This window comes from Haloplanus sp. (assembly GCF_028275055.1).
In the GTDB taxonomy this organism is placed as follows: Archaea; Halobacteriota; Halobacteria; order Halobacteriales; family Haloferacaceae; genus Haloplanus.
The window spans coordinates 1-25,848 of sequence record NZ_JAQCNJ010000010.1; the positions used below are offsets into that span (position 1 = coordinate 1).

Annotated in this window: 24 protein-coding genes, 2 tRNA genes and 1 pseudogene; 22 read left to right on the forward strand and 5 right to left on the reverse strand. The window is 63.9% G+C overall.

Annotated elements, in window-relative coordinates:
- Nucleotides 1–602 (forward strand): DUF2270 domain-containing protein (locus tag Q0925_RS01240; protein WP_299331039.1); only part of this gene is annotated, 602 nt, incomplete at its 5' end.
- 29 nt (nt 603–631) lie between these two features.
- On the opposite strand, the gene Q0925_RS01245 is transcribed toward Q0925_RS01240, so the two are convergent.
- Nucleotides 632–704 (reverse strand) — tRNA-Asp (locus Q0925_RS01245).
- 247 nt (nt 705–951) lie between these two features.
- On the opposite strand from Q0925_RS01245, the gene Q0925_RS01250 reads away from it, so the two are divergent.
- From Q0925_RS01250 to Q0925_RS01275, 6 genes are read left to right on the forward strand one after another with little or no spacing between them, the layout of a single operon-like run.
- A complete protein-coding gene (locus Q0925_RS01250) occupies nt 952–1,182 on the forward strand; it encodes a DNA-directed RNA polymerase subunit H (protein ID WP_299331129.1) in 231 nt (76 codons plus the stop codon).
- Nucleotides 1,179–2,738, forward strand: a complete 1,560-nt coding sequence (locus tag Q0925_RS01255) for a DNA-directed RNA polymerase subunit B'' (protein WP_299331041.1) — start codon at nt 1,179–1,181, stop codon at nt 2,736–2,738. The genes Q0925_RS01250 and Q0925_RS01255 overlap by 4 nt, the downstream gene beginning before the upstream one ends.
- A 1-nt stretch (nt 2,739) precedes the next feature.
- Nucleotides 2,740–4,566, forward strand: coding sequence for a DNA-directed RNA polymerase subunit B (gene rpoB / locus Q0925_RS01260; RefSeq protein ID WP_299331044.1), 1,827 nt, complete (start codon nt 2,740–2,742; stop codon nt 4,564–4,566).
- A gap of 8 nt (nt 4,567–4,574) precedes the next feature.
- Nucleotides 4,575–7,508, forward strand: coding sequence for a DNA-directed RNA polymerase subunit A' (locus Q0925_RS01265; protein ID WP_299331130.1), 2,934 nt, complete (start codon nt 4,575–4,577; stop codon nt 7,506–7,508).
- Nucleotides 7,501–8,727, forward strand: a complete 1,227-nt coding sequence (gene rpoA2 / locus Q0925_RS01270; protein ID WP_299331046.1) for a DNA-directed RNA polymerase subunit A'' — start codon at nt 7,501–7,503, stop codon at nt 8,725–8,727. Before Q0925_RS01265 ends, rpoA2 begins: the two co-directional genes overlap by 8 nt.
- A 3-nt stretch (nt 8,728–8,730) precedes the next feature.
- Complete coding sequence (locus tag Q0925_RS01275; protein ID WP_299331048.1) at nt 8,731–9,162, forward strand: NusA-like transcription termination signal-binding factor; 432 nt, start codon at nt 8,731–8,733, stop codon at nt 9,160–9,162.
- Here Q0925_RS01275 and Q0925_RS01280 read toward each other — a convergent pair whose 3' ends face one another.
- Both Q0925_RS01280 and Q0925_RS01285 read right to left on the reverse strand, forming a co-directional pair.
- Nucleotides 9,163–9,453, reverse strand: coding sequence for a PQQ-binding-like beta-propeller repeat protein (locus tag Q0925_RS01280; RefSeq protein ID WP_414652079.1), 291 nt, complete (start codon nt 9,451–9,453; stop codon nt 9,163–9,165).
- Between the two features lie 51 nt (nt 9,454–9,504).
- Entirely contained in the window at nt 9,505–10,374 is an 870-nt protein-coding gene (locus Q0925_RS01285) for a PQQ-binding-like beta-propeller repeat protein (RefSeq protein WP_299331050.1), read from the reverse strand.
- A 229-nt stretch (nt 10,375–10,603) separates the two neighbouring features.
- On the opposite strand from Q0925_RS01285, the gene Q0925_RS01290 reads away from it, so the two are divergent.
- A complete protein-coding gene (locus Q0925_RS01290) occupies nt 10,604–11,032 on the forward strand; it encodes a 30S ribosomal protein S12 (RefSeq protein ID WP_092635289.1) in 429 nt (142 codons plus the stop codon).
- Nucleotides 11,032–11,655, forward strand: a complete 624-nt coding sequence (locus tag Q0925_RS01295) for a 30S ribosomal protein S7 (protein ID WP_299331060.1) — start codon at nt 11,032–11,034, stop codon at nt 11,653–11,655. The genes Q0925_RS01290 and Q0925_RS01295 overlap by 1 nt, the downstream gene beginning before the upstream one ends.
- A 157-nt stretch (nt 11,656–11,812) precedes the next feature.
- On the opposite strand, the gene Q0925_RS01300 is transcribed toward Q0925_RS01295, so the two are convergent.
- Nucleotides 11,813–12,580, reverse strand: coding sequence for a DUF5781 family protein (locus Q0925_RS01300; RefSeq protein ID WP_299331062.1), 768 nt, complete (start codon nt 12,578–12,580; stop codon nt 11,813–11,815).
- 164 nt (nt 12,581–12,744) lie between these two features.
- Here Q0925_RS01300 and Q0925_RS01305 point away from each other — a divergent pair, with 164 nt between their 5' ends.
- The 6 genes from Q0925_RS01305 to Q0925_RS01330 all read left to right on the forward strand — a co-directional run bounded on the left by Q0925_RS01305 (nt 12,745) and on the right by Q0925_RS01330 (nt 18,663).
- Nucleotides 12,745–14,934, forward strand: a complete 2,190-nt coding sequence (locus Q0925_RS01305; RefSeq protein ID WP_299331064.1) for an elongation factor EF-2 — start codon at nt 12,745–12,747, stop codon at nt 14,932–14,934.
- A gap of 328 nt (nt 14,935–15,262) precedes the next feature.
- Nucleotides 15,263–15,835 carry an amino acid-binding protein gene (locus Q0925_RS01310; protein WP_299331066.1) on the forward strand — a complete coding sequence of 191 codons (573 nt, stop codon included), beginning with the start codon at nt 15,263–15,265 and terminating at the stop codon, nt 15,833–15,835.
- Entirely contained in the window at nt 15,832–16,791 is a 960-nt protein-coding gene (locus Q0925_RS01315; RefSeq protein ID WP_299331068.1) for a homoserine dehydrogenase, read from the forward strand. The genes Q0925_RS01310 and Q0925_RS01315 overlap by 4 nt, the downstream gene beginning before the upstream one ends.
- Nucleotides 16,792–16,938: 147 nt before the next feature.
- On the forward strand, nt 16,939–18,204 hold the full coding sequence (gene tuf, locus Q0925_RS01320) for a translation elongation factor EF-1 subunit alpha (RefSeq protein ID WP_299331070.1): 1,266 nt from the start codon (nt 16,939–16,941) through the stop codon (nt 18,202–18,204).
- On the forward strand, nt 18,205–18,513 hold the full coding sequence (gene rpsJ, locus Q0925_RS01325; RefSeq protein WP_299331073.1) for a 30S ribosomal protein S10: 309 nt from the start codon (nt 18,205–18,207) through the stop codon (nt 18,511–18,513).
- A 78-nt stretch (nt 18,514–18,591) separates the two neighbouring features.
- A tRNA-Ala gene (locus Q0925_RS01330) sits at nt 18,592–18,663 on the forward strand.
- A 663-nt stretch (nt 18,664–19,326) separates the two neighbouring features.
- On the opposite strand, the gene Q0925_RS01335 is transcribed toward Q0925_RS01330, so the two are convergent.
- Nucleotides 19,327–19,692 (reverse strand): hypothetical protein, encoded by a 366-nt coding sequence (locus Q0925_RS01335; RefSeq protein WP_299331076.1) that lies wholly within the window; start codon nt 19,690–19,692, stop codon nt 19,327–19,329.
- A gap of 227 nt (nt 19,693–19,919) precedes the next feature.
- Between Q0925_RS01335 and Q0925_RS01340 the strand changes: the two genes are divergently transcribed.
- The 7 genes and pseudogenes from Q0925_RS01340 to Q0925_RS12410 all read left to right on the forward strand — a co-directional run bounded on the left by Q0925_RS01340 (nt 19,920) and on the right by Q0925_RS12410 (nt 25,759).
- The gene (locus tag Q0925_RS01340) at nt 19,920–20,495 is read left to right on the forward strand and encodes an FAD-dependent oxidoreductase (protein WP_299331078.1); all 576 of its coding nucleotides are present in this window, start codon (nt 19,920–19,922) and stop codon (nt 20,493–20,495) included.
- A 350-nt stretch (nt 20,496–20,845) separates the two neighbouring features.
- Nucleotides 20,846–22,090, forward strand: a complete 1,245-nt coding sequence (locus tag Q0925_RS01345) for an inorganic phosphate transporter (protein ID WP_299331080.1) — start codon at nt 20,846–20,848, stop codon at nt 22,088–22,090.
- Between the two features lie 276 nt (nt 22,091–22,366).
- Nucleotides 22,367–22,651, forward strand: coding sequence for a PQQ-binding-like beta-propeller repeat protein (locus tag Q0925_RS01350; RefSeq protein WP_299331083.1), 285 nt, complete (start codon nt 22,367–22,369; stop codon nt 22,649–22,651).
- 4 nt (nt 22,652–22,655) lie between these two features.
- Nucleotides 22,656–22,817 (forward strand): PQQ-binding-like beta-propeller repeat protein, encoded by a 162-nt coding sequence (locus Q0925_RS01355; protein WP_299331085.1) that lies wholly within the window; start codon nt 22,656–22,658, stop codon nt 22,815–22,817.
- A gap of 15 nt (nt 22,818–22,832) precedes the next feature.
- A pseudogene (locus Q0925_RS12400) lies at nt 22,833–23,126 on the forward strand (PQQ-binding-like beta-propeller repeat protein); the annotation flags it as partial.
- Nucleotides 23,127–23,633: 507 nt separating this feature from the next.
- On the forward strand, nt 23,634–24,443 hold the full coding sequence (locus Q0925_RS12405; protein WP_299331088.1) for a response regulator: 810 nt from the start codon (nt 23,634–23,636) through the stop codon (nt 24,441–24,443).
- Nucleotides 24,440–25,759 carry a PAS domain S-box protein gene (locus tag Q0925_RS12410; RefSeq protein WP_299331131.1) on the forward strand — a complete coding sequence of 440 codons (1,320 nt, stop codon included), beginning with the start codon at nt 24,440–24,442 and terminating at the stop codon, nt 25,757–25,759. The genes Q0925_RS12405 and Q0925_RS12410 overlap by 4 nt, the downstream gene beginning before the upstream one ends.
- Nucleotides 25,760–25,848 lie beyond the last annotated feature (89 nt).

Consider the following 25,848-nt stretch of genomic DNA (forward strand, 5'->3'; position numbering starts at 1 on the left):
CACACCTCTATCGGGGTGAGATCCACCGGATGACGCTGTGGCGCGAACGGTTGGACCGGACCACGAACTGGGCGGTGCTCCTGCTCGCGGCCATCCTGACGTGGGCGTTCACGAACGCCTCGAACCCACACTACGTCTTGCTCATCGGCAACCTCGCCGTTGGGCTCTTTTTGATCATCGAGGCGCGCCGGTATCGTGCGTACGATATGTGGCGTTCGCGGGTGCGGACCCTCCAGCGGAACGTCTTCGCCATTGGACTCGATCCAACCCGGGAGCCGGCTGACGACTGGCGCCGCCGCCTCGCGTCGGACTACCACCAGCCGGCGTTGAAAATCTCCACCGAGGAGGCGGTCGCCCACCGGTTGCGGCGTGTGTATCTGCCGCTGCTTGCCATCCTCAACGCCGCGTGGGTGCTGCGGGTGACGTCGTTTGGCCCGGCCCGGTGGCCGGCGAGCGCGGCAGTGGGGATGATTCCTGGACTCGTCGTCACGGGAGTGGTCGCCATGATGTTCGCTGGAACGGTGTTTGTTACTGTACAGTCTCGGACGTGGCGGGCACACGATGAACTTCGGACGGAGGACCTCAGGCCTCCCTACGAATAACGACTCAAAAAAAGCGCGAAGCGTCGATACGCCCGGAGCGGGATTTGAACCCGCGTCACGACCGTGACAGGGTCGTATGATGGGCCACTACACCATCCGGGCTACCACACCTACATCAATCCGGGACTGGAAAATAAGACTTGCCATCTCGAGACGCCGTGGGGACCCGTGTCGTGGGGCGTGCCGAAACCGATTTGTACCGGCGGAGCCTGTGTCATATCGTAACGTGCCCGTTGGCGTCAACCCCGTCGGCGGGTCGGTTAGCGTCGCTTCACTCGTTCAGCAAGTGTTAAATGTCTGTGTCTACAATAACGCCGTAGTATCTCGTGATAACTTCTCCACTCCACACATGGTAGACGTAAGCCAACACAAACTGGTCCCGGAGCATACGGTCCTCGACGACCCGGACCGGGTCGATGAGGTCCTGTCAGAGTATAACGTCAGCAAGACCAATCTGCCGAAGATCACGGTGAGTGACCCGGCGCTCCCCGACAAAGCCGAACCGGGCGACGTGATAGAGATCACCCGAGACTCGCGAACGACGGACCGAGCAACCGTGTACCGACTGGTGGTCGAATGAACCGAGAAAGCCGACGCACCATCTCGCGGGAGTACTTCTCGCAGGAACGACTGGCCGAGCACCACTTCCGATCGTTCAACGCCTTTCTGGATCGGGGGATGCAGGAAGTCGTCGACGAGAAAGAACGCATCGAGACGGATATCGGCGACAAGGAGGGCCAGGAACCGGTGTTCGTCGAACTCGGCGACGTGCGTGTCGAGACGCCGCGGGTCCGGGAGGCCGATGGGAGCGAGGAACTCCTCTACCCCCAGGAGGCCCGCCTGCGCAACATCACGTACGCCGCGCCGGTGTTCATGGAGATGGAGATCGTCCGCGGCGGCGAGGAGGAAGAGGAGGTCGCTGTCGACTCCACCGAGACAAAGGTCGGCCGGATGCCGATCATGGTCGGCTCCCGGAAATGTAACATCGAGGGGTTGACCCGCGAGGAACTCATCGACATCGGCGAGGACCCCGTCGACCCCGGCGGCTACTTCATCGTCAACGGCTCCGAGCGGGTGCTGATGACGAGCGAGGACCTCGCGCCGAACAAGATCCTCGCGGAGTACGACACGAAGTACGGCGACGAGATCCAGGTCGCAAAGACGTTCAGCCAGCGCCGCGGCTACCGGGCCTTGGTGCTCTGTGAGCGCAACCGAGAGGGAATCCTCGAAGTCTCGTTCCCCTCGGTGTCTGGCAGCATCAACTTCGTAACGCTGGTGCGGGCGCTCGGTCTCGAATCCGACGAGGAGATCGTCCACCGCGTCAGCGACGACCCCGAAATCGTGAAGTTCATGCTGGAGAACCTGGAGATGGCCGAGGTCCAGAGCGAGGAGGAGGCCATCGAGACGCTCGGCAAGCGCGTCGCCGGCGGACAGGGGAAAAACTACCAGCTCAAACGCGCGAACTACGTCATCGACCGCTACCTCCTGCCACACCTCCACGAGGAGGGCATCGACGAGGAGGAGGTCCGGATCAACAAGGCGTACTACCTCTGCCGGATGGCCGAAGCGTGTTTCGAACTCGCCCTCGACCGCCGGGAGGCCGACGACAAGGACCACTACGCGAACAAGCGCCTGAAGGTCAGCGGCGACCTGATGCGTGACCTGTTCCGGACGGCGCTCAACAAACTGGCTCGTGACGTGAAGTACCAACTCGAACGTGCGAACATGCGCAACCGACAGTTGACGGTCAACACGGTCGTGCGGTCGGACGTGCTGACCGAGCGGTTGGAACACCCCATCGCGACGGGCAACTGGGTCGGCGGCCGGTCGGGTGTCTCCCAGTTGGTCGACCGGACGGACTACATGGGCGTGCTGTCGCACCTGCGACGCCTCCGCAGTCCGTTGTCCCGTTCTCAGCCCCACTTCGAGGCGCGGGACCTGCACGCGACCCAGTGGGGTCGGATCTGCCCCTCCGAGACGCCGGAGGGGCCGAACTGTGGTCTGGTGAAAAACTTCGCACAGGCGATGGAGCTCTCCCAGACCGTAGAGGACGAACAGGGGCTCAAGCGCGAACTGGCGTCGATGGGGGTCGAAGGCATCCCCGGGATCGAAGGCGTCGACTCGATGGCGGATTAACATGGCTCAGGCACGCGAGGCGAAAGTATACGTCAACGGCAGTCTGGTCGGGACGCACCCCGACCCCGAACAGCTCGCAGAACAGATCCGCGAGGCGCGCCGACGGGGCGACGTCAGCGACATGGTCAACGTCTCGGTCAAAGAACGCACCCGCGAGGTCATCGTCAACGCGGACGCGGGTCGGGCCCGCCGGCCGTTGATCGTCGTCGAGGACGGCGAACCCCTTCTCACCGACGAGGAGATCGAGGCGGTCGAAGGCGGCGATCTCGAGTTCGAACAGCTCGTCGACCGCGGCTACATCGAGTTCATCGACGCCGAGGAGGAGGAGGACATCTACGTTGCCGTCGACGAGGAGGAGGTCAACGAGCGCCACACACACCTCGAGATCGACCCACAGCTTATCTTCGGCATCGGTGCTGGGATGATCCCCTACCCGGAACACAACGCGTCGCCACGGATCACGATGGGCGCGGGGATGATGAAGCAGTCGCTCGGCCTACCGGCGGCCAACTACCGGATCCGTCCGGACACGCGCCAGCATCTGATGCATTACCCACAGCTGGCGATGGTCAAAACCCAGACCACCGAGCAGATCGGCTTCGACGAGCGCCCGGCGGCCCAGAACTTCGTCGTCGCGGTCATGTCCTACGAGGGGTTCAACATCGAGGACGCCCTCGTCATGAACAAGGGATCGGTCGACCGCGCGCTTGCACGCTCTCACTTCTTCCGGACCTACGAGGGCGAAGAGCGGCGCTATCCGGGCGGACAGGAGGACCGCTTCGAGATGCCGAGTCAGGACGTCCGCGGCGCCCGCGGCGAGGACGCCTACACGCACCTCGACGAGGACGGCCTCGTCAACCCCGAAACAAAGGTCGACGAGAACTCGGTCCTGCTCGGTAAGACCAGCCCGCCCCGGTTTCTCGAGGAGCCGGACGACATGGGCGGTCTCAGCCCGCAGAAACGCCGCGAGACCAGCGTCACGATGCGATCCGGAGAGGACGGCGTCGTCGACACGGTCACGCTGATGGAAGGCGAGGACGGCTCGAAGCTCTCGAAGGTTTCGGTGCGGGACGAGCGCATCCCCGAACTCGGGGACAAGTTCGCCTCCCGACACGGTCAGAAAGGCGTCGTTGGCCACCTCGCACCACAGGAGGACATGCCGTTCACCCAGGAGGGGTTGGTTCCGGACCTCGTACTCAACCCGCACGCGCTCCCCTCGCGGATGACGGTCGGCCACGTCCTAGAGATGCTGGGCGGAAAGGTCGGCTCGTTGGAGGGGCGGCGCGTCGACGGCACCGCCTTCCAAGGCGAGGACGAGGACGACCTCCGCGACGCGCTCGTCGACCGCGGGTTCGACTCTTCGGGCAAGGAGGTCATGTACTCAGGGGTGACCGGCGAGAAGATCGAGGCCGAAATCTTCGTCGGCACCATCTTCTATCACAAGCTGTACCACATGGTGAGCAACAAACTGCACGCCCGTTCGCGCGGGCCGGTGCAGGTGCTCACGCGTCAGCCCACGGAGGGTCGAGCCCGCGAGGGTGGCCTCCGTGTCGGCGAGATGGAACGCGAGGTGCTGATCGGTCACGGGGCGGCGATGGCGCTCAAAGAACGCCTGCTCGACTCCTCGGACCGAGAGAACGTCTACATTAGCGCCGAGACGGGTATGGTCGCGGTCGAAGACGTCGACCAGCGGCGGGTGTACGACCCGGTGTCCGGCGACGAAGACGATATCCACGAACTCGAGGTGAGCTACGCGTTCAAGCTCCTTCTCGATGAGATGACCGCGTTGGGCATCCGCCCACGGTTGGAACTCGAGGACGCAGTCTAACAATGTCAATGCAAACACCGAAAGAGATCGGCGGGATTCAGTTCGGGCTGATGGACCCCGAGACGTACCGCGATATGTCCGCGACAAAGGTGATCACCGCGGACACCTACGACGACGACGGCTACCCCATCGACATGGGGTTGATGGACCCCCGGCTGGGCGTTATCGATCCCGGACTGGAGTGTCGGACCTGCGGGCAACACTCCGGGTCGTGCAACGGCCACTTCGGCCATATCGAACTCGCGGCCCCGGTCATCCACGTCGGCTTCACGAAGCTCATCCGGCGGCTTCTCCGCTCGACCTGCCGGGAGTGTGGGCGACTGGCCCTCACCGAGGAGGAGCGCGACGAGTACCGCGACAACCTGGTTCGCGCCGAGGAACTCGGCAACGACCCAAACGACGTGTTGAAGTCGGCGGTTCGGCAGGCGCGCAAGCAGAGCTACTGTCCGCACCCGGATTGTGGCGGCGTGATGCACGAGATCAAACACGAGAAGCCGACCACCTACTACGAGGTTCAGGACGTTCTCGCGGGGGACTACTCCGAGCGTATCGCCGAGGCGATGCAACCCGACCCCGACGACGAGGACGACGAGGGGACCGGTCCCGCGGAACTCGCCGAGGAGGTCGGCGTCAACGTGGGCCGGATCCAAGAGATCATGTCGGGCGAGTTCCGCCCGAAAAGCGAGACACGAAAAAAGTTGGAGAAGGTTCTCGGCGTGGATCTGACCGAGGAGGACATGAACAAGCTGATGCCCTCCGACATCCGCGACTGGTTCGAGGACATCCCCGACGAGGACATCGAGGTCATCGGCGTCGACCCCGAGCGCTCCCGGCCGGAGTGGATGATCCTGACCGTTCTGCCGGTGCCGCCGGTGACGGCCCGGCCCTCGATCACGCTGGACAACGGCCAGCGCTCCGAGGACGACCTCACGCACAAACTGGTCGACATCATCCGCATCAACCAGCGGTTCATGGAGAACCGCGAGGCGGGCGCCCCCCAACTGATCATCGAGGACCTCTGGGAACTGCTCCAGTACCACGTCACCACCTTCATCGACAACGAGATTTCGGGGACGCCCCCGGCCCGACACCGTTCGGGCCGGCCGTTGAAGACCCTCAGCCAGCGGCTGAAAGGCAAGGAGGGTCGCTTCCGTGGGTCGTTGTCCGGCAAGCGTGTCAACTTCTCCGCTCGGACCGTCATCAGTCCGGACCCTACCCTCAGCCTCAACGAGGTCGGTGTTCCGGACCGGGTCGCAAAGGAGATGACACAGACCCTGAACGTCACGGAGCGCAACGTCGACGAGGCGAGACAGTACGTCGCCAACGGGCCGGAGGCCCACCCGGGCGCGAACTACGTTCGCCGCCCCGACGGCCGCCGACTGAAGGTGACCGAGAAGAACTGCGAGGAACTGGCGACGAAAGTCGAGGAGGGGTGGGAGGTCAACCGCCACCTCGTCGACGGTGACATCGTCGTGTTCAACCGCCAGCCCTCGCTCCACCGGATGTCGATCATGGCTCACGAGGTGGTCGTGATGCCGTACAAGACGTTCCGGCTGAACACCACCGTCTGCCCGCCGTACAACGCCGACTTCGACGGCGACGAGATGAACATGCACGCCCTCCAGAACGAGGAGGCCCGCGCCGAGGCACGCGTTCTGATGCGCGTTCAAGAACAGATGCTCAGCCCGCGATTCGGCGAGAACATCATCGGGGCGATTCAAGACCACATCAGCGGAACGTACCTGCTGACCCACGAGAACCCCCACTTCTCGGAGACGCAGGCGCTTGACCTGTTGCGCGCGACGAGCGTCGACGAACTCCCTGCCGCCGACGGCGAGGAGAACGGCGGCCCGTACTGGACCGGCCGGACGGTGTTCTCCGAACTCCTTCCGGACGACCTCAATCTCGAGTTCACGAGTTCGGCCGGCGATACGGTCGAAATCGTCGACGGCCAACTCGTCACCGGCACCATCGACGAGGACGCCGTCGGGGCCTTCGGCGGCGAAATCGTCGACACGCTCACCAAGGTGTACTCCGAGACGCGTGCCCGCGTGTTCGTCAACGAGGTTGCGGCGCTCGCGATGCGGGCGATCATGCACTTTGGCTTCTCGCTCGGCATCGACGACGAGTCCATTCCCCAAGCGGCAGACGAGATGGTCGACGAGGCAATCGGCAACGCATACGAGCGCATCGAGGAACTCATCGACACCTACGAGACGGGCGAACTCGAGTCGCTGCCGGGGCGGACCGTCGACGAGACCCTCGAGATGAAGATCATGCAGACGCTGGGCAAGGCCCGCGACAGCGCGGGCGAAATCGCCGAGGATCATTTCCAGGAGGACAATCCGGCGGTGATCATGGCCCGGTCGGGTGCTCGTGGATCGATGCTCAACCTGACACAGATGGCCGGCTGTGTCGGTCAGCAGGCGGTTCGGGGCGAGCGGATCAACCGCGGGTACGAGGACCGCACCCTCAGCCACTACGAACCGAACGACCTCTCGGCGGAGGCCCACGGCTTCGTGGAGAACTCCTACCGCGGTGGGCTCACCCCGCGGGAGTTCTTTTTCCACGCGATGGGCGGCCGCGAGGGACTCGTCGACACGGCGGTCCGGACGTCGAAGTCCGGCTACCTCCAGCGCCGGCTGATCAACGCGCTGTCGGAACTCGAGGCGCAGTACGACGGCACCGTTCGCGACACCTCCGACACCATTGTCCAGTTCGAGTACGGCGAGGACGGCACCAGCCCGGTGAAGGTATCCTCGAACGACGACAACCCCATCGATGTCGAGGGGATCGCGGACCGCGTTCTCGACGCCGAGTTCGGCTCCGAGGAGGAGAAAGAACGCTTCCTCGGCAGTCGCGAACCCCCGACGAACCTCTCGGAGTACGCCGGTCCCGGCCTGAACAAGGCCCAGGGCATGGAGGTGGAGTCGGATGACTGAGACCGACGCGTACGAACACGTCACCGACGACATCGAGGCGGTCGTCGAGGACACCGAACTCCCGCGGCGGCTGAAAGACCGCGTCTACGAGGTGGTCGAGGAACGGGGGCCGATCTCGACCGAACGCGCCGACGAGATCGCGCGCGCGACCGAGTCGAAGTATATCGACACGCGGGTCGATCCGCTCGATCCCGTCGGGACGGTGTCGGCCCAGTCCATCGGCGAACCGGGGACCCAGATGACGATGAACACGTTCCACTACGCGGGCGTCGCCGAGATCGACGTGACACAGGGCCTTCCGCGCCTCATCGAACTGGTGGACGCCCGAAAGACGCCGGACACGCCGATGATGACTGTGTATCTCGACGAGGAGTACGCGAGCGACCGCGACCGCGCCCACGAGGTGGTGTGGTCGATCGAGTCGACAAAGATCCTCTCGCTTGGCGACGTGTCGACGAACGTCGCGGATATGCTGGTCCAGATCGACCTGAACGACGAGACGCTGTTGGAGCGGTGGCCGACCGTCGGCGATGTCGACGAGATTGCGGCGGCGATCGCGGAGACCATCGAGGACGCGCTTGGCGTTTCGACCCACCGCGAGGGAACGCTCATCGAGTTCGGTCCCTCCGAGCCGAGTTATCGCCAACTGCTCCAACTGGTCGAGGAACTCCGCGACGTGGTGTTCAAAGGGATCGAGGAGGTCTCGCGTGTCGTTATCCGCAAGGAGAGTCTCGACGACGGCGAGGAGTTCGTTCTCTACACCGAGGGGTCGGCCTTCGGCGATGTGATCGAAATCGAGGGCGTCGACGCCTCCCGCACCACCTGTAACAACATCCACGAGATCTACCGCAATCTCGGCGTCGAGGCGGCCCGCGAGGCCATCATCAACGAGACGATGGACACCCTCGAAGAACAGGGTCTCGACGACGTGAACGTCCGTCACCTGATGCTGGTCGCGGACATCATGACCAACCGTGGCACGATCGAATCGATCGGTCGCCACGGCATCTCGGGGTCGAAGGAGTCGGTGCTCGCCCGCGCCGCGTTCGAGGTGACGGTCAATCACCTGCTGGACGCGGCGATCCACGGCGAGCGTGACAAGCTCGACGGTGTGATCGAGAACGTCATCGTCGGCAAGCCCGTCGCCATCGGCACCGGGGACGTGGACCTCCGGATGGGGTCGTTCAGCCCTGACATGGGCCAACCCTCGGACGACTAGCCGATGCGAATCACCCTGTCGGACCGTGACCGTCGATTCATCGCCTGCTTCGAGGACGAGACGGGAGCGACCGCCCGCGACTGTCTGGTTTTCGAGGAGGAGGGGGGCGACCGCGTCGTCTTTCTCGTCGCGGCCGGTGAGATGGGGCAGGCGGTCGGTCCGAACGGCCGACGGGTCGAGGCCGTCGAAGAAACGCTCGGCCGGTCGGTCGAACTCGTCGAGAACGCCGACCGGCCGGAGGCGTTCGTCGCGAACACGCTCGCACCGGCGGCGGTCAAACACGTCACGATCAGCGAACAGGGTGACCGGATCGCTTACGCGGAGGTTCCCGAACAGGATCGCGGGGCGGCAATCGGCCGTGACGGCCGCAACATCGAGACGGCGCGTCGTCTTGCCGCCCGCCACCACGACATCGACGACGTGCAGTTGGCCTGATCACCCGTCGTTGAGCGCGTACACGTCGCCGGCCTGCGTCGAGAGGAGGACGGTCCCACCGACGGCGACCGGCGACCCGGTTACCCCACCCAGAGCCACGTCCCCGTAGTTCCGGTCGCGGGTTTCGACCCGCCAGCGCTCGACCCCGTCCTCACCGGAGAGCGCGATCAACTCCCGACCCACACCGACGAGAGCCGTTCCGTCGATCACCGTGGGCGGGGTCAGGGTCGTGATGCGGTCGACGTTTGGCCCCCACCGTCGTTCACCGCCGGAGCGTGATAGTGCCGTCACGCCGTCATCGTGTGCGACGACGACGGTATCGCCGTCGACCCCGACGGAGTGTTACACGCGGCCGTCGACGGCCGTCTGCCACCGGATCTCACCCGTCGGGGCGTCGAGCGCCCGGACACTCCCCGACTCGTCGGCGACGAGGACCGTCTCGTCCGCGACGGTCGGGGCGGCCACGGCCCGGTCGTCGAGTGACCGTTCCCACACCGTCTCGCCGGTGTCTGCGGCGAGAGCGACCGCCGATCCGGCCTCGCCGGTGGTGTAGACGACCACGTTGAGGTCGTCGACGACGGCCGGCGTTGCGGCGTACTCCCCGAGGTCGCGTCGCAACCTGACGGTTCCGCCGTTCTCAACCGCGGCAATCTCGCCGTTCTCGTAGCCGCCGCCGACGAAGATGGCGTCGTCGGTCGGTGTCGGAGCCGCGCCGATGTCGTTGTCGGTCAGGGCGCGCCACCGCACCGTACCGTCCGCGGGGTCGACGGCGGCAAGCCCACGCGGGACCGACTCCCCGCCGTTCCAGACGGTCGCGTAGACGACGCCACCGTGGACTGCCGGCGCGGATTCGGAGGCGTGGCCAACGTCGGCCGTCCACGCCACCGCGCCGTTATCGAGGGCGAGGTTCACCGGGGTACCGTCGAAGGCGAGGTAAACATCGGTTCCGTCGACGACGGGCTGGGAGCCGTCGCGGTGGGCGGGTGTGCGTCGCCACGCAACCGACGGCGACGAGGGCACCGGGTCGTCGAGACGGCCGGCGTTGCCGGCGTTGACCTGGTACTGTGGGATCGATCCCGTATCGCCGACGGCCCGTTCGGTGACGGGGGTGATGGCGTCGTCGTCACCACCGCCGTTGCCGGTCAGACACCCCGACAGAGCGGCGGTCGCTGTGCTTCCGAGGAGGGTGAGGGCGACGCGGCGGGAGTGCATACTCCGGCGTCGCTCGGACACCGTCATAAACCGTTCCGGGTCGGCTCGCCGACACCTCGCTTACGGGTTCTCGGCGCTTCTTCGGGGCTCAACGCCGTTTTCCGGGACGTACCACACGGACGAAGATCCTCTCAGAGCGGAGTAACGGCGGCCCTAACGTGTTTTGAGCCGGTTTCGGTGCGCCCGAAAAGGGAGGCTTAAGTAGCTCCACCGGGAATCTGGTGCCACTATGGCGAACGGCAAATATGCGGCCCGCAAACTCAAGAAGGACCGCCAGACGCGGCGGTGGTCCGACTCGGAGTACGCGCGACGCGAGCGCGGCCTCCGGAAGAAGTCGGACCCACTCGAGGGTGCGCCACAGGCGCGGGGCATCGTTCTCGAGAAGGTCGGCATCGAGGCGAAACAGCCCAACTCCGCGATCCGGAAGTGTGTCCGGGTCCAACTCATCAAGAACGGCAAACAGGTGACGGCGTTCTGTCCCGGCGACGGCGCTATTTCCTTTATCGACGAACACGACGAGGTCACCATCGCCGGCATCGGCGGCGCGAAGGGTCGTGCGATGGGCGACCTCTCCGGCGTAAACTACAAAGTCGAGAAGGTGAACGGTGTCTCGCTCATCGAACTCGTCCGCGGTAACGCGGAGAAACCGGTTCGATAATGTCCGAAAGCGAGACGCCCGACGAGGACGCCGACGTGGAGGCGGCCGACGAACCCGGCGACGACCCCGACGCGTTGCTCTTTAGGGTCTGGGAGACCACGGATATCGCGTACGAGGACCCCAGCACCCAGCGGTATATCAACGTCACGCCCATCGCCCACACGATGGGGCGACACGCCTCAAAACAGTTCCAGAAAAGCGAGATATCCGTTGTCGAACGCCTCATCAACCGGCTGATGCAGACCGAGGAGAACACGGGGAAGAAACAACAGGCGATGGGAATCGTGCGCGACGCGTTCGAACTCGTCCACGAACAGACCGACGAGAACCCGGTGCAGGTGCTCGTCACCGCCGTCGAAAACGCGGCCCCCCGCGAGGAGACGGTCCGTCTGAAATACGGCGGTATCTCCGTTCCGCAGGCCGTCGACGTCGCCCCACAACGCCGCGTCGATCAGGCGCTGAAGTTTCTCGCGGAGGGTACCCAGCGCGGATCGTACAAGACGCCGACCAGCGCCGCCGAGGCGCTGGCGAATCAACTCGTCGGTGCCGCCGACTACGACGTCGGCACCTACGCGGTCAACCAGAAGGAAGAAGCGGAGCGGGTCGCCGCCGCCGCGCGCTGATCGCCACGCTCCGTTCTGCTCGGGGGACCACACCACCCCACGGTGACGGTACGACCTCGGACCGTCTGCGACCCACACGCCGCGTGGAACCCTCCACGCCGCGTACGGGTCGGGTATCGATCCGACCTCCGGCGCTGTGCCGGCGTCGGCGGGCGTGTCAGTCGGCCGCCCGCCCGTTCTCGCCGTCGAGTGCGTACGCTCTCGTCGCCGTCACGAGTTCCCGCCGGAAGTCGCTCTCGGTGGGGTCGTCGGCAAGCGTGCGGAACAATCGCTTGAACGTCTCCATCCCGACCCCCGGTGCGTCGGCGGCCGCGGCTCGGGCGAGGTCGTACAGCCGGTGGTCGCCGTCGATCAGGCCGTGGCGCTCGACGAGTCCAAGGGCGAACGCGGCGTTGACGGCGGTGATGTCTGGATCGGCGGCGACGGAGACCCGGCGCCCATCCGGATGTCGCGTGGCCTCCGGGCCGGGAGCGGCGGCGACGGCAGTCGCGAGTTGTGACTCGAGAAACTGGACGAGTTTCGCCGCCGGCGCGACCGAGAGGGTGATGTCGTCGGCGTAGATGTCGCGCATGTGGTTGGCGATCTGATAGCAGTGGGTGAGCTTCCGCCGTTCGACGTCCCGCCCGGAGAGTGCGAGAAACAACGCCTCGTCGGTCGACTGGGTGTGGGAAGCGTGACCTTGTTCGTACCGCGCCATGTGCGCGAGTTCGTGGAGCGCGAGTTCGCGAGCCATCGCGCTCGTCGCGGCCTGTTCGGAGATGTTGAGGACGTGCCGGTCGTCGTAGTGGGCCGCCCAGGTTCGCTCGTCGGGGTCGTCTCGGACCTGCACCTCGACCGTCCGGTCGAGGTTGTGTTCGGTCGAGAGGAGGTCGGCGGCACCGAGAAACGGATCGGGTCGCGTGCCGCCCCGTATTCGAAGGTCCATGGTTACCCGTACCACGCGGCAGATGCCTAAGACGGTTGCGGTCGGCCGAGCGCCGGCGTCCGGTCGTGGTATCCGGTGACACGGGAGAGTAGACGGCGGAACGCGGGCGTTTCGCCTCCGGCAAAGCACTACCCTTTTGACCCTCCTGACGGTATACATCTGTAATGGGCCGACGAAAGAAGATCGTACAAGAATGTGAGCGACTGATGGACAGCCCGGAGAATATCCGGAACATCGCCATCGCCGCTCACGTCGATCACGGCAAGACGACGCTGACGGACAACCTGCTCGCCGGTGCGGGCATGATCTCCCAGGACACCGCGGGTGAGCAACTCGCGATGGACACCGAGGAGGACGAGCAGGAACGCGGCATCACCATCGACGCCGCGAACGTCTCGATGACCCACGAGTACGAGGGCGACAACCACCTGATCAACCTGATCGACACGCCCGGCCACGTCGACTTCGGCGGCGACGTGACCCGAGCGATGCGCGCCGTCGACGGCGCGCTGGTGGTCGTCGACGCCGTCGAGGGCGCGATGCCCCAGACGGAGACGGTGCTCCGACAGGCGCTTCGTGAGGGGGTCAAACCCACTCTCTTCATCAACAAGGTCGACCGCCTCATCTCCGAACTGCAGGAGGGGCCACAGGAGATGCAGGACCGACTCCTGTCGGTCATCCACGACGTGAACGAACTCATCCGTGGCATGACCGAGGAGATGGACGACATCACCGAGGACTGGACGGTGTCCGTCGAGGACGGTACCGTCGGCTTCGGGTCGGCATTGTACAAGTGGGGCGTCTCGATGCCCTCGATGCAGCGGACGGGGATGAACTTCGGCGACATCATCGACCTCGAACGCGCGGACAAGCGCCAGGAACTCCACGAGCGCACGCCGCTCTCGGATGTCGTGCTCGATATGGTCTGTGAGCACTTCCCCAACCCGCTCAACGCCCAGCCCCGTCGTATTCCGCGCATCTGGCGCGGTGATGCGGAGTCCGACCTCGCCGGGACGATGCGACTGGTCGACGAGGACGGCGAACTCGTCATGATGGTCACCGACATCGGTGTCGATCCCCACGCGGGCGAAATCGCCGCCGGCCGCGTCTTCTCGGGTACCATCGAGAAGGGACAGGAACTGTACGTCTCCGGCACCGCCCGGCAGAACCGCGTCCAGAGCGTCGGCATCTACATGGGTGGCGAACGCGAGGAGGTCGACCGTGTCCCCGCGGGTAACATCGCCGCGGTCACGGGCCTCAAAGACGCCATCGCCGGCTCCACGGTTTCGAGCGTCGAGATGACGCCGTTCGAGTCCATCGAACACATCTCGGAGCCGGTCATCACGAAAAGTGTCGAGGCCCGCAACATGGACGACCTGCCGAAACTCATCGAGACACTCCAGCAGGTCGCAAAGGAGGATCCCACGATTCAGGTCGAGATCAACGAGGAGACGGGCGAACACCTCATCTCCGGACAGGGTGAACTCCACCTCGAAGTGATCGGGCAGCGCATCGAGCGCAATCAGGGCATCCCGATCAACACCGGCGAACCGATCGTCGTCTACCGCGAGGCCCCACAGGAGGCCTCCGGAGAGGTCGAGGGTGTCTCGCCGAACCGACACAACAAGTTCTACATCACGGTCGAACCCCTCAGCGAGGACATCGTCGACGAGATCCAACTCGGCAACGTCTCGATGGATATGCCCGAACTGGAGCGTCGCGAGGCGCTGCAGGAGGCCGGCATGGACAAGGACACCTCCCAGAACGTGGAACATATCCACGGAACGAACATCCTCATCGACGACACGAAAGGGATCCAGCATCTCAACGAGACGATGGAACTCGTCGTCGAGGGGTTGGAGGAGGCGCTTGACGACGGGCCGCTGGCGGCCGAACCCGTTCAGGGCGCACTCGTCCGACTCCACGACGCCAAACTCCACGAGGACACCATCCACCGTGGCCCCGCACAGGTCATTCCCGCCGTCCGCGAGGCCGTCCACCGCGCGCTGATCGACGGCGAGATCCGACTGCTCGAACCCACACAAGACGTCCGCATCGACGTCCCCTCGGAGCATATGGGTGCGGCCTCGGGCGAGATCCAGGGCCGCCGTGGCCGCGTCGACGATATGTACCAGGAGGGCGATCTCATGGTTATCGAGGGTATCGCGCCCGTCGAGGAGATGATCGGCTTCTCCTCCGACATCCGGAGCGCAACAGAGGGCCGTGCCTCATGGAACACGGAGAACGCCGGCTTCCGTGTGCTCGTCGACAACCTCCAGCCGGATCTCATCGAGGAGATCCGCACCCGCAAGGGAATGAAGCTCGAACTCCCGCCGTCGGTCGACTACATCTAACGTCGCTCCCGTCCGTTTCTCACCCTGGCGGCGACACCGTCGCTCCCGGCCGGACGCTCGTCCGGCCCCGACGCTCCGACGACCGTCGACGCGAACCGGCCGTCCGTGTCGGTCCCGCCCGGTCCGGCCATCACGTCTCCTCCCGTCGCATCACAGCCGCCGAGGGCCGACCGATGCAGTCTTATACCCCCTTGGCACAGTATGTACCATGCCTAGCGGCACGACCACCGGCAGTCGATGTGTCGGCACGGAGCTATCCCGCGGTCCGTTTCCGTCGCCGATCACAATTATTCGGCTGGCGGGTCGTGCCGCGGGGGTGACGGCCTGAATGCCCGACGAGGCGGTCACCGCCGACGAGGAAAACGACGAACGCACCGACGGCGGCGAGCGGTCGCAGACACACACGATACGGCTGGAACTCGTCGACAAGCCGGGCGAACTGTTGTCGGCGCTCCGGCCCATCGCGGACAACGGCGGCAACCTGTTGTCGATCTTTCACGAGCGTGGTAACCTTACGCCCCGGGGACACATTCCCGTGGAGGTGGCTGTGGAGTGCCCGCCCGACCGCTTCGAGATCATCGTCGAGGCGCTCCGGGAGGAGGGTGTCAACGTCATCCAAGCCGGCGCGGAGCGGTACGGCGAGCAGTTGACGCTCCTGTTGGTCGGCGACATCGTCGATACCGACCTCTCCGATACGCTCCGTTGTATCGAATCGAGTACGGATGCGACACTCTCCGACCTCTCGTTGTCGGCTCATCAAGGTCGTGATGGGGCATCGAGCGCTCGGCTGCGGTTGGCGACTCGCACCGGTCGCACCGACGAGGTGTTCGCCCACGTCCGCGACATCGCCGACCGGAAGGATCTCGACGTGATCGAACCGCTCCTGGAGGTGTCGGAATGAGCCTCGACATCGCGGTGATCGGAGTCGGTGCGGTCGGTCGGTCGGTCGTCGATCTCGCGCCGGACTACGGTCACGCCGTGACCGCGGTGGCCGACTCGGGGTCGGCCGCAATCGATCCGAACGGGATCGACACCGACGCGGTCCTCGACCGCAAGGACCGTGAGGGTGCGGTCGGATCGGCCGCCCCCGAGGACGCACTGTCGGCCGACTACGACGTTTTGATCGAGGCGACGCCGACGACGCTCGGCGACGCCGAACCCGGGTTCTCCCACGTGGAGGCGGCGCTGGCGCGAGACCGCCACGCGGTGCTTGCGAACAAAGGCCCTGTTGCCGAACGGTACGGCGATCTGATGACGCTCGAAGCCGAAAGCGAGGGGACGGTGCAGTTCGAGGCGGCCGTCGGTGGCGCGATCCCGATCCTCTCGACCATCGCCGACTTCGGTCCCGCACAGATCTCGGCCACCCGGGGCGTTCTCAACGGAACGGCTAATTTCGTCCTTTCGCGGATGGCCGCCGAGGGTCTGGGGTACGAACACGTTCTCGCGGAGGCTCAGGATCTCGGCGTCGCCGAGGCCGACCCGGCCTTCGACGTGGAGGGAACCGACGCCGCGCTGAAGTTCGTCATTCTGGCGAACGTGCTCGGTGGCGACGACCGGGAACAGGTGTACAGCCTCGATGACGCGGCCGTCGAGGGGATCCGCGACATTCCGGCAAGCGCCCTTGAACTGGCGCGGGAGGACGGTCGGACGGTCCGGTTGATCGGCGAGGCGACCGCCGAGGGTGTCCGCGTCGGCCCGCGTCTCGTCCCACAACACGACGCACTGGCGGTCACGGGGACGCGAAACATCGTCCAGTTCGAGACGGTCAACGCAGGCCAGTTGCACCTCAGCGGTCGGGGCGCCGGCGGGCCGGAGACGGCGACGGCCATTCTCTCGGACGTGGGTCGACTGGAGTAACGTCGTTTCCGGCCCGCCCCCGACCGTGCGGGAGACTCTCACAAATCGCACGACGGCGTTTCGAGCGTCCGTGACGTGTATCGAAATGGTTTTAGGTGAATCGGGCGAAATGTCCTTTACTAAGCGCCTTAGCGCGTGATTCCCACCATGAGTGACAAACCGCACCAGAACTTGGCCATCATCGGCCACGTCGACCACGGTAAGAGCACGCTCGTCGGCCGCCTCCTGTTCGAGACAGGGTCGGTCCCCGAGCACGTAATTGAGCAGTACCGAGAGGAAGCCGAAGAAAAGGGCAAGGGCGGCTTCGAGTTCGCCTACGTGATGGACAACCTCGCCGAGGAGCGCGAACGCGGGGTCACCATCGACATCGCTCACCAGGAGTTCGACACCGACAAGTACTTTTTCACCATCGTCGACTGTCCGGGCCACCGTGACTTCGTGAAAAACATGATCACGGGAGCCTCACAGGCCGACAACGCGGTGCTCGTCGTCGCGGCCGACGACGGCGTCGCGCCCCAGACCCGTGAACACGTCTTTCTCGCGCGGACGCTCGGCATCAACGAACTGATCATCGGCGTCAACAAGATGGACCTCGTCGACTACGGCAAGAACTCCTACGACGAGGTCGTCGAGGAGGTCAAGGAACTCCTCAAGCAGGTCCGGTTCGGCACCGAGGACGCCTCGTTCATCCCCATCTCGGCGTTCGAGGGCGACAACGTCGCCGAGCAGTCCGACAACATGGACTGGTTCGACGGGCCGACGCTTCTCGAGGCGTTGAACGACCTGCCCGAGACGGAGCCGCCGACGGATGCGCCGCTCCGACTCCCAATTCAGGACGTCTACACCATCTCCGGCATCGGAACGGTCCCGGTCGGTCGTGTCGAGACCGGTATCATGAACGTGGGCGACAACGTGAGCTTCCAGCCCTCGGACGTCGGTGGCGAGGTCAAGACCATCGAGATGCACCACGAGGAGGTCCCCGAGGCTGGCCCCGGCGACAACGTCGGGTTCAACGTCCGTGGCATCGGCAAGGACGACATCCGCCGTGGCGACGTCTGTGGCCCGGCCGACAACGCCCCGTCGGTCGCCGAGACGTTCCAGGCGCAGGTCGTCGTCATGCAACACCCATCGGTCATCACCGCCGGCTACACGCCGGTCTTCCACGCCCACACGGCACAGGTCGCGTGTACCATCGAGTCCATCGACCAGAAGCTCGACCCCGCAAGCGGCGAGGTCGCCGAGGAGAACCCGGACTTCATCAAGTCCGGCGACGCCGCGGTCGTCACGGTGCGACCCCAGAAGCCCCTCAGCATCGAGCCGTCGTCCGAAATCCCCGAGCTCGGTAGCTTCGCTATCCGCGACATGGGTCAGACCATCGCGGCCGGCAAAGTGCTCTCCGTGGACGAACGATAGATGCAACAGGCACGCGTTCGTCTGGCCGGTACGAGCCCAGAGGATCTCGACGGGATCTGTGATGAGGTCCGCGACATCGCAAGCAAAACGGGTGTCAGCCTCAGCGGCCCGATCCCGTTGCCCACGAAGACGCTCGAAGTCCCGTCCCGGAAGTCCCCCGACGGCGAAGGGACCGCCACCTGGGAACACTGGGAGATGCGCGTCCACAAACGGCTGATCGACATCGACGCGGACGAACGCGCACTGCGCCAGCTCATGCGTATTCAGGTGCCCAACGACGTCAGTATCGAGATCGTTCTCGAGGACTGACGTGGGACCACGGCGCTAAGGCGCTTTTCAGTTCGGAACAGAAGCTTACAAGTGCGCCCGACGGCTGAGTTCGATTGTGGGCTCGTAGATCAGTGGTAGATCGCTTCCTTCGCAAGGAAGAGGCCCCGGGTTCGAATCCCGGCGAGTCCATCGGAACGACCGAGCCGTGGCGAGTGAGAATGGTCAAGGCGGGATTTTAATCAGGGAAGTCGCAGCGCCGAGCGAAGCGAGGCGACCGTCCTCCCGTGGTTCGAATCCCGGCGAGTCCATGCGCGCTTCGTGCGTTCGGTAACTGCACTACTGCGGCGCTTCTTTAAGTACCCACCACCCGTCGGAGCCGTGTATCCGCCCCGTCCTGTGGCACGTCCTGCCGGTGGGGGTTTCATGAGTTCATCGAGCGATGCTCAAATTGTCCTGCGGTTTCCGAGACCAGATGCCCACCCGAAAGACATCAACTAACCCTTGTCCTCAACACTGGCCCGTATGACTGTAGACCACCGAACGCGCCCTGCCGTCTCGTTTCGAACGTCACCCTCTTCGACCGGTTTTTGAATTAAAACCTCGCGGCGGTGTAGAACTCGATCGATGTGTCTCCGAGCGTCAGGCCGGTGGGACAGGCCCGGCAGAGAGACGAGCCATAGTGCCGAACACATTCTCTGCATTCATTACTGGCTACCTCACAGGGGGTCGATGGGCTATCGGAGCGCACGAGAGATGCGATACGAACACGACGTATCGCTTCCCCGACCCGGCATCATCCGAGATAATCGCCACGGAACGCTCACGACCCACTCGGTGTGAGAGATAACGCGGTCAGTCGGGCCGGTCGGATTCCTCGGTGGTCGCCTGATCGACGGGAATGATCTCCGTGTCGGGTGCGTTGACCGGGGTATCCGGTCCGGTAATCCATGCGGACAAATAAACGACGCAAGCGGCGATAATAGCCAGCGGAAGCTGAAGCGTAAAGACTCCGTAGACGACCGTGACAGCGATCGTCGCGCGGGTCAGTGTCCGGCGGGTGATACCGTAGTAGTACACGAGCGTTGCAACGACAAACGCCGAAGCCGCGACTCCGGCGCCGACCGCGAGTCGTTGGAGCACGACCACCGAGTACGCCAGCGCACCGACGCCAGCAAACGCCAACGCTACCACGACGTAGCCACGATTAGGGGAGGGCACGACACTACTGCGCCGTTCAGTGTACAGATACCTAACTGTTCTGCCGAGACCTGGCTCCGGTGACCGGCTGGTTTGTATCCTCAACCGAAACGACGGCGACGCGCTCACCCCGTTTGTCTCCGTCACGGGCTTTGTGGGAGCATCGATCGTTCACCTCAGTTGTAGAAACGGGGCGCGAATACAGCACCGGCCGAAACGTAATGATCGCTGACACCCTGTATGGTGGTATGCGAGAGGTACTCGTGATTGGCGGTGGGGTGGCCGGACTCCAAGCGGCCGTGTTCACGGCAAAAGCGGGGGTAGACACGCTCGTTCTGAGTGGCGATGAGCCGTTGGTGTGTCGCACCGACCAGATCCAAAACCTGATTACCAGAGAACGGATCACCGGTGACGAGATTATCGAGACCGGCGGAGAACGGGTTCGGTCGCTGGGTGGCGAAATCAGAGACACGACAGTGACCACCCTCGAACGGGAGGATACACCGGGACCGTTCACCGCCACGACCGACACTGGTGAGACACACACCGGGGAGTACGCCGTCGTTGCGACGGCCAACGAATTCGATTTCCTAGAGCCACTGCGTGACGAACTCGAATTTGTGAGCGGACGGGACGGGGAGTTCACGATGGACCGACACATCGAGACGGACGAAGCGAACCGGGCAACCGACAACGTGTTTGTCGCCGGACTGGCCAACACGTGGGAGTATCAGACCTCGGTCGCCATCGGTGATGGCGCAAAGGCGGCTGTCAACCTCATCAGCGACAAGCGCGATGAGGCGTACATCGACCACGACTGGTGACCGGCACACCACTCCGCTCGCCGCTTGAATAACGGGCGGTCGGTTTCGAACCGCGGCCACACCGGAGCCACCCATCGTCCGTGGCCGACTGCTACGTGCAGCCTCGTCGGGACGGACACACTACCACCGACCCGGTACCTCGCTCGGACGCCACCGAGTACAGGCTGTTTCTCTCACACGGCGGTACGTCTCGTTTTCAGGCGGGTGAGCCGCCCGGTGCGGTCGGCGTACATATGATCGCATGCTTTTCCCACCGTGACCGCCACCCGTCCGGCGCGGAACGCGACTTGGCAACCGGAACCTGTTTCAGAACTTATAAATCCGGGTCTGTCAATGGTGAGGCAACTACGATGGTGGCACTCCTGACCGTCGTCGGTATCGCCGTCGCCGTATTCGTCGGGTTCAACATCGGGGGATCCTCAACGGGCGTGGCGTTCGGCCCCGCAGTCGGGTCACGTCTCATCCGAAAGCCGACGGCAGGTGTGTTGTTTGTTGGCTTTGGCTTTCTCGGGGCGTGGACCGTCGGCCGGGAGGTCATCGCAACGATGAGCAGTAGTATCGTGCCCACAGCCCAGTTCACGCCGATCGCCAGCGTTACGGTTCTGTTTTTTACTGGGGCATCACTACTAATATCAAATCTTTACGGCGTCCCAGCCTCGACGTCGATGACTGCCGTGGGTGCGATCGTCGGACTGGGCCTCGCATCCGGCACTCTCAATCGGGCCCTGATGTTCGTTATCGTCTCGGCTTGGATCGTCGCTCCACTGATCTGTCTCTGTATCGGGGTGATTGTCGGCCGGTATATCTACCCGTATCTCGATCGGTACATCGCCTTCACGACATTTGATCTCTACTTCATCCAACTCGACCGATCGGGAGCGGTTCCACGGCCGTATATCAATCCGAACGCATCAGTACAGGACACCGTCGGATCCCTCTCCGTCGTGATTATCGGCTGTTATATGGCGTTCTCGGCCGGGGCGTCGAACGCCGCAAACGCCATTGCCCCCCTCGTCGGTCCGGGCGGATCGCTCACGGTCAATCAGGGCGTCCTGCTTGCGGTGGGGGCGTTCGGGCTAGGGAGTTTCACCATCGCCCGGCGCACGCTAGAAACGGTCGGGGACGATATCACGGAACTACCGATTCTCGCGTCACTGATCGTTTCGCTGGTCGGTGGGACGGTTATCACGATTCTCTCGTCGGCTGGGATCCCGGCGAGTCTCGCCGTCAGTACGACCTCAACGATCATTGGACTCGGATGGGGACGAGCGAGTCGGGTAGCGACCCTGACGGAGTTGGTAACGCCGTCGCCTGACCGTCCGGATGTAGCGGTTTCGACCGGCGCGTTGGTCACCTCCCGCGCTGAGGATGCGCCTGCCGGACCGACCATCGGAGACATCGCACGAGAGGAGAAACCGGCCGAGAAGCCGGACGAGACTCCGGACGTCCCGGACATCGGCGCCGAGGGACCGGCGGACATCGACGAGCGAAGCCTCTTCGACCCGGCGGCGGCCAAGCGTATCGTGACGATGTGGGTGCTGACGCCGTCGCTGGCGATTGTCGCCTCATATCCGGTGTTCGTGTTCCTGTTGTGACCCGACCACGTGTCGGGTTCGAAGCCATGAGACACCCACACCCTGAAAACGGCCGGGTAACACTCAACGCGCCACCCGGCGAGATTAGGGGCGATTGGGTCAGCCTTGGTGAATGAAACAAACGCGATCACCACGTTGCACGGCCCCGCTATCCCCCGTACACCCGTTCTAACTGGTGCCAATCGACCCGGCTCGGACTGTGTATGATACGGGACGGATTCCACTCGCTCGGTGTCTCTGATAAACTACTCACACCTACCGAGCCTCACCCGGCCTATGCGCCGCCGTGAAGCCCTCCTCTGTGCAGCCACCATTACTGGCATCGCCGGCTGTCTCGGCTCCGCCCCCTCGACCGTCGAACGGTGGCGCTTCCGAACCGATCAGAAGGTGGACTCGCCGCCGGCGATTGCGGCTGGGACGGTGTGCATCGGGAGCATGGATTTCAACCTGTATGCGATCGATGCCGGCGACGGCACCGAACGATGGCGGTTCGAAACGCATCAAGGAGCGCAGTCGTACCCGGCCGTTGCCGGTGCGACCATACAGTTGCAGTCAAGATGAGCGGGTGTACGCACTGGATACGAGCGACGGGAGTGAGCGATGGCGGCTTCGGACGGTCGAACGGGAACTCCGGTCCTCCCCCGCAGTCACGGACGACACGGTCTACCTCGGAAGTTCGGACGACTCCGTTTATTTGCTGGACGCAGACGATGGTACCAATCAATAGGCGTTTCGAACCAACGGTGCGGTCCGCGCATCTCCGGCCGTGGCGGACGGGACCGTCGTGATCGGTAGCTTCGACAACACGGTCTACGGTCTCACCGCTAGCGGGGGGAGCGTCAGGTGGCAGTACGATGCGGGCGCAGGCGTGTGGTCATCGCCGGTCGTTGCCGACGGACTGTTCTACTGTGCTAACACGGACGGCACTCTCCGTGCAGTGGAGCCTGTGGATGCGGAATTGCGTGGAGACTGGCCGATGTTCGGGTCGAACGCGCCCAACACCGCCCATCGGAGTGTGCACATCGAACGCGGATAATCCCCACACGACCCCGACCACCCGTTCACGTGGACTCAAACGGTTCGCCTCGTCGCCGGCACGTTTCCGGCAGGAGGAATACGCGGTCCCCCGCCGGTCACGAGAACGCCGCTTTGTGTCGTGGGGTCGGGGGACGGCGTTTCCCGGTGACCGAGACAGTCTCGCTTACTCCGCTGAAACGGCGGCTGGCCGAGTGGCGTAGACGGTTGTGGCGGCGTGTTCGTCCCGTCGCCTGCGACCGACCGTTTGTGGAGGGTCGTCGTAACCACGGAGCCGACGGCCGTTCTCACACCCGTGCTAACTGGACCGCGCCCATCTTGCCGCCGAGCGTGTCAGCACCGCACACAGCTTCCCGCATCCACACACGCATACACTGGTCGGTTCATCGACCACCGGACACGCGGTTCGCGACCGCGATCTTACGATGTCCCGTCACCCACACCGCCTTATTTCTGCTGAAAATGGGGCCACAGTATATTTAAACAGCTGTTAAGAATCCACTAGCAAATGGGTAGCAAGAGGGACATCCGCGTACTGCACGTTGATGACGACCCGGAACTTGCTAGTGTGACCGCCGATATGCTGGAACGCGAGGAGAACCGACTCGGAGTCGAGACGGTCACAAGTGCCAGCGACGGACTGGCCCGTCTCTCCGCGGCCGAGTTCGATTGTATCGTCTCCGACTACGATATGCCGGATCAGAACGGACTCGAATTTCTCCGAGCCGTTCGCGACGAGTATCCCGATCTGCCGTTCATTCTGTACACCGGGAAGGGTTCCGAGGCGGTTGCCGGGGACGCAATCTCGGCGGGTGTGACCGACTACTTACAAAAGAGCATCGGGTCCGATCAGTACGCCGTTCTCGCCAACCGAATCCGGAACGCTGTCGAGCGACGGGACGCCGAACGGGAGCGGGCCCGACAGCTTGAAGCGATCGAAACGGCCCGAGAGGGTATCAGCATTCTCGATGCCGACGGACAGTACATCTATGCGAATCAACAGTTCGCCGACCTCCACGGGTACGACCCGGAGGAGTTGATCGGCAAACACTGGGAACTCGTGTACCCCGAGGAGGACGTTCCCGAGGTCAGAGAAGAGATTCTGCCAGCGGTCGAGCAGGCGGGGTACTGGCACGGGGAAACCGTCAGCCCCGAGCGGACGGGGGTACGGTACCCGTGGATCACACGTTGGCGACAACCGAACGCGGCGAACTCGTCTGTACAGTACGGGACATCTCCGACCGGAAAGAACGTGAACGGAAGCTTCAACAGAAAACAGCCAGACTGGAGGCGCTGTTTGAAAACTCACCGGATATGATCAACGTCCACGATACGAACGGTGAGATTCTGGACCCGAACCCCCGGCTCTGCGGGAAAACCGGCTACGACGCCTCGGAGCTCACCGACATGAAGATCTGGGAGTTGGATCGAGAGATCGACCCCGATGCTACACACACACTGTGGCAGGAAATGGGGATCGGCGAGAACCGTCGCATAGAAGGCAGGTATGAACGGGCTGATGGGTCGACGTTCCCGGTCGAGGTCCACATCAGCCGGTTCCGTTTCGAGGGACAGGACCGGTCTGTCGCCATCGCTCGGGATATCACCGAACGAAAGGAGCGCGACCGGACTCTCGAAAAACAGCAAACGATCGTCGAAACGGCGCCCGACCCGATCGCTGTCGTCGATGTCGACGGTCGGTTCCGGTACGTCAACCCGGCGCTGTGTGACCTGACAGGCTACACTGAGACGTCGCTTCTGGGGCGCCACTTCTCGCTGATCAAGCCCGACGAGGAGACGAGCCGTATGGAAGAGACGTTCGAGAGGGTGATGTCAGGAGCAAAAACGGAAACTAAACGTTCCGAGGCGCTCCTACAGACGGCAAGCGGGGAGTCGCGGATCTGCGAGGACCACGTGGCGGCGTTACCTGACGGTGATACCGGACGGTCCGACGAGGTTGTCGTTATTCACCGCGATGTCACGGAGCGTGTAAACCGGGAACGGGAGTTGGCACAACGGAAAGACCGGCTTGATGAGGTCGCCAGCATCGTCTCACACGACCTTCGCAATCCGCTGAAAACAGCCAACGGGCGCTTGGAACTTGCCATGGAAGACTGTGACAGCGAGCATTTAGCACACGTCGACCGGGCCTTAGACCGGATGGGCGCACTGACCGAGGACCTCCTGACGCTGGCTCGCAGCGGCGACACCGTCGCCGACCACGAACCGGTCGATTTCGAGGCGGTCGCCAAAGACTGCTGGAGAACCGTCGGGACGGCACATTCGACGTTGACCGCTCGCGCTGATCGTATGATGTATGCCGACAGGAGCCGGCTGAAACAGGTGTTCGAGAATCTGATTCGAAATGCGGTCGAACACGGTGGTGACGACGTGACCGTGACCGTCGGCGAGTTAGACAACGGGTTCTACGTCGAGGACGACGGCCCGGGAATCCCCGAGGAGAGGCGTGACGAGGTGTTCAGTGCCGGCTACTCGACAAGCCAAGAAGGCACGGGCTTTGGGCTGAGCATCGTTAGACAGATTGCCGAGGCCCATGGCTGGGACGTTCGCGTCACCGACGGTGCGGACGGAGGCGCTCGGTTCGAATTCGCGAACGTTATGTTTGAGAAGTAATGTGCGCAACCTCGGTGTCAGTCCCGACACGTTCCACGAACGCCGGAGACGATTCGGCCTTTTTGATCGCACGAATCACCCGTGCTTTC

What these genes read in the sequence shown, in the direction of transcription:
- rpoA2 (WP_299331046.1), top strand. Translation starts at nt 7,501, where the DNA reads ATGACTGAGACCGACGCGTACGAACACGTCACCGACGACATCGAGGCG.
- Q0925_RS01290 (WP_092635289.1), top strand. Translation starts at nt 10,604, where the DNA reads ATGGCGAACGGCAAATATGCGGCCCGCAAACTCAAGAAGGACCGCCAG.
- Q0925_RS01275 (WP_299331048.1), top strand. Translation starts at nt 8,731, where the DNA reads ATGCGAATCACCCTGTCGGACCGTGACCGTCGATTCATCGCCTGCTTC.
- Q0925_RS01300 (WP_299331062.1), bottom strand. Translation starts at nt 12,580, where the DNA reads ATGGACCTTCGAATACGGGGCGGCACGCGACCCGATCCGTTTCTCGGT.
- Q0925_RS01305 (WP_299331064.1), top strand. Translation starts at nt 12,745, where the DNA reads ATGGGCCGACGAAAGAAGATCGTACAAGAATGTGAGCGACTGATGGAC.
- Q0925_RS01340 (WP_299331078.1), top strand. Translation starts at nt 19,920, where the DNA reads ATGCGAGAGGTACTCGTGATTGGCGGTGGGGTGGCCGGACTCCAAGCG.
- Q0925_RS01250 (WP_299331129.1), top strand. Translation starts at nt 952, where the DNA reads ATGGTAGACGTAAGCCAACACAAACTGGTCCCGGAGCATACGGTCCTC.
- Q0925_RS01310 (WP_299331066.1), top strand. Translation starts at nt 15,263, where the DNA reads ATGCCCGACGAGGCGGTCACCGCCGACGAGGAAAACGACGAACGCACC.
- Q0925_RS01350 (WP_299331083.1), top strand. Translation starts at nt 22,367, where the DNA reads ATGCGCCGCCGTGAAGCCCTCCTCTGTGCAGCCACCATTACTGGCATC.
- rpoB (WP_299331044.1), top strand. Translation starts at nt 2,740, where the DNA reads ATGGCTCAGGCACGCGAGGCGAAAGTATACGTCAACGGCAGTCTGGTC.
- Q0925_RS01295 (WP_299331060.1), top strand. Translation starts at nt 11,032, where the DNA reads ATGTCCGAAAGCGAGACGCCCGACGAGGACGCCGACGTGGAGGCGGCC.
- Q0925_RS01265 (WP_299331130.1), top strand. Translation starts at nt 4,575, where the DNA reads ATGCAAACACCGAAAGAGATCGGCGGGATTCAGTTCGGGCTGATGGAC.
- Q0925_RS01285 (WP_299331050.1), bottom strand. Translation starts at nt 10,374, where the DNA reads ATGCACTCCCGCCGCGTCGCCCTCACCCTCCTCGGAAGCACAGCGACC.
- rpsJ (WP_299331073.1), top strand. Translation starts at nt 18,205, where the DNA reads ATGCAACAGGCACGCGTTCGTCTGGCCGGTACGAGCCCAGAGGATCTC.
- Q0925_RS12410 (WP_299331131.1), top strand. Translation starts at nt 24,440, where the DNA reads ATGATCAACGTCCACGATACGAACGGTGAGATTCTGGACCCGAACCCC.
- Q0925_RS12405 (WP_299331088.1), top strand. Translation starts at nt 23,634, where the DNA reads ATGGGTAGCAAGAGGGACATCCGCGTACTGCACGTTGATGACGACCCG.
- tuf (WP_299331070.1), top strand. Translation starts at nt 16,939, where the DNA reads ATGAGTGACAAACCGCACCAGAACTTGGCCATCATCGGCCACGTCGAC.
- Q0925_RS01255 (WP_299331041.1), top strand. Translation starts at nt 1,179, where the DNA reads ATGAACCGAGAAAGCCGACGCACCATCTCGCGGGAGTACTTCTCGCAG.
- Q0925_RS01315 (WP_299331068.1), top strand. Translation starts at nt 15,832, where the DNA reads ATGAGCCTCGACATCGCGGTGATCGGAGTCGGTGCGGTCGGTCGGTCG.
- Q0925_RS01345 (WP_299331080.1), top strand. Translation starts at nt 20,846, where the DNA reads ATGGTGGCACTCCTGACCGTCGTCGGTATCGCCGTCGCCGTATTCGTC.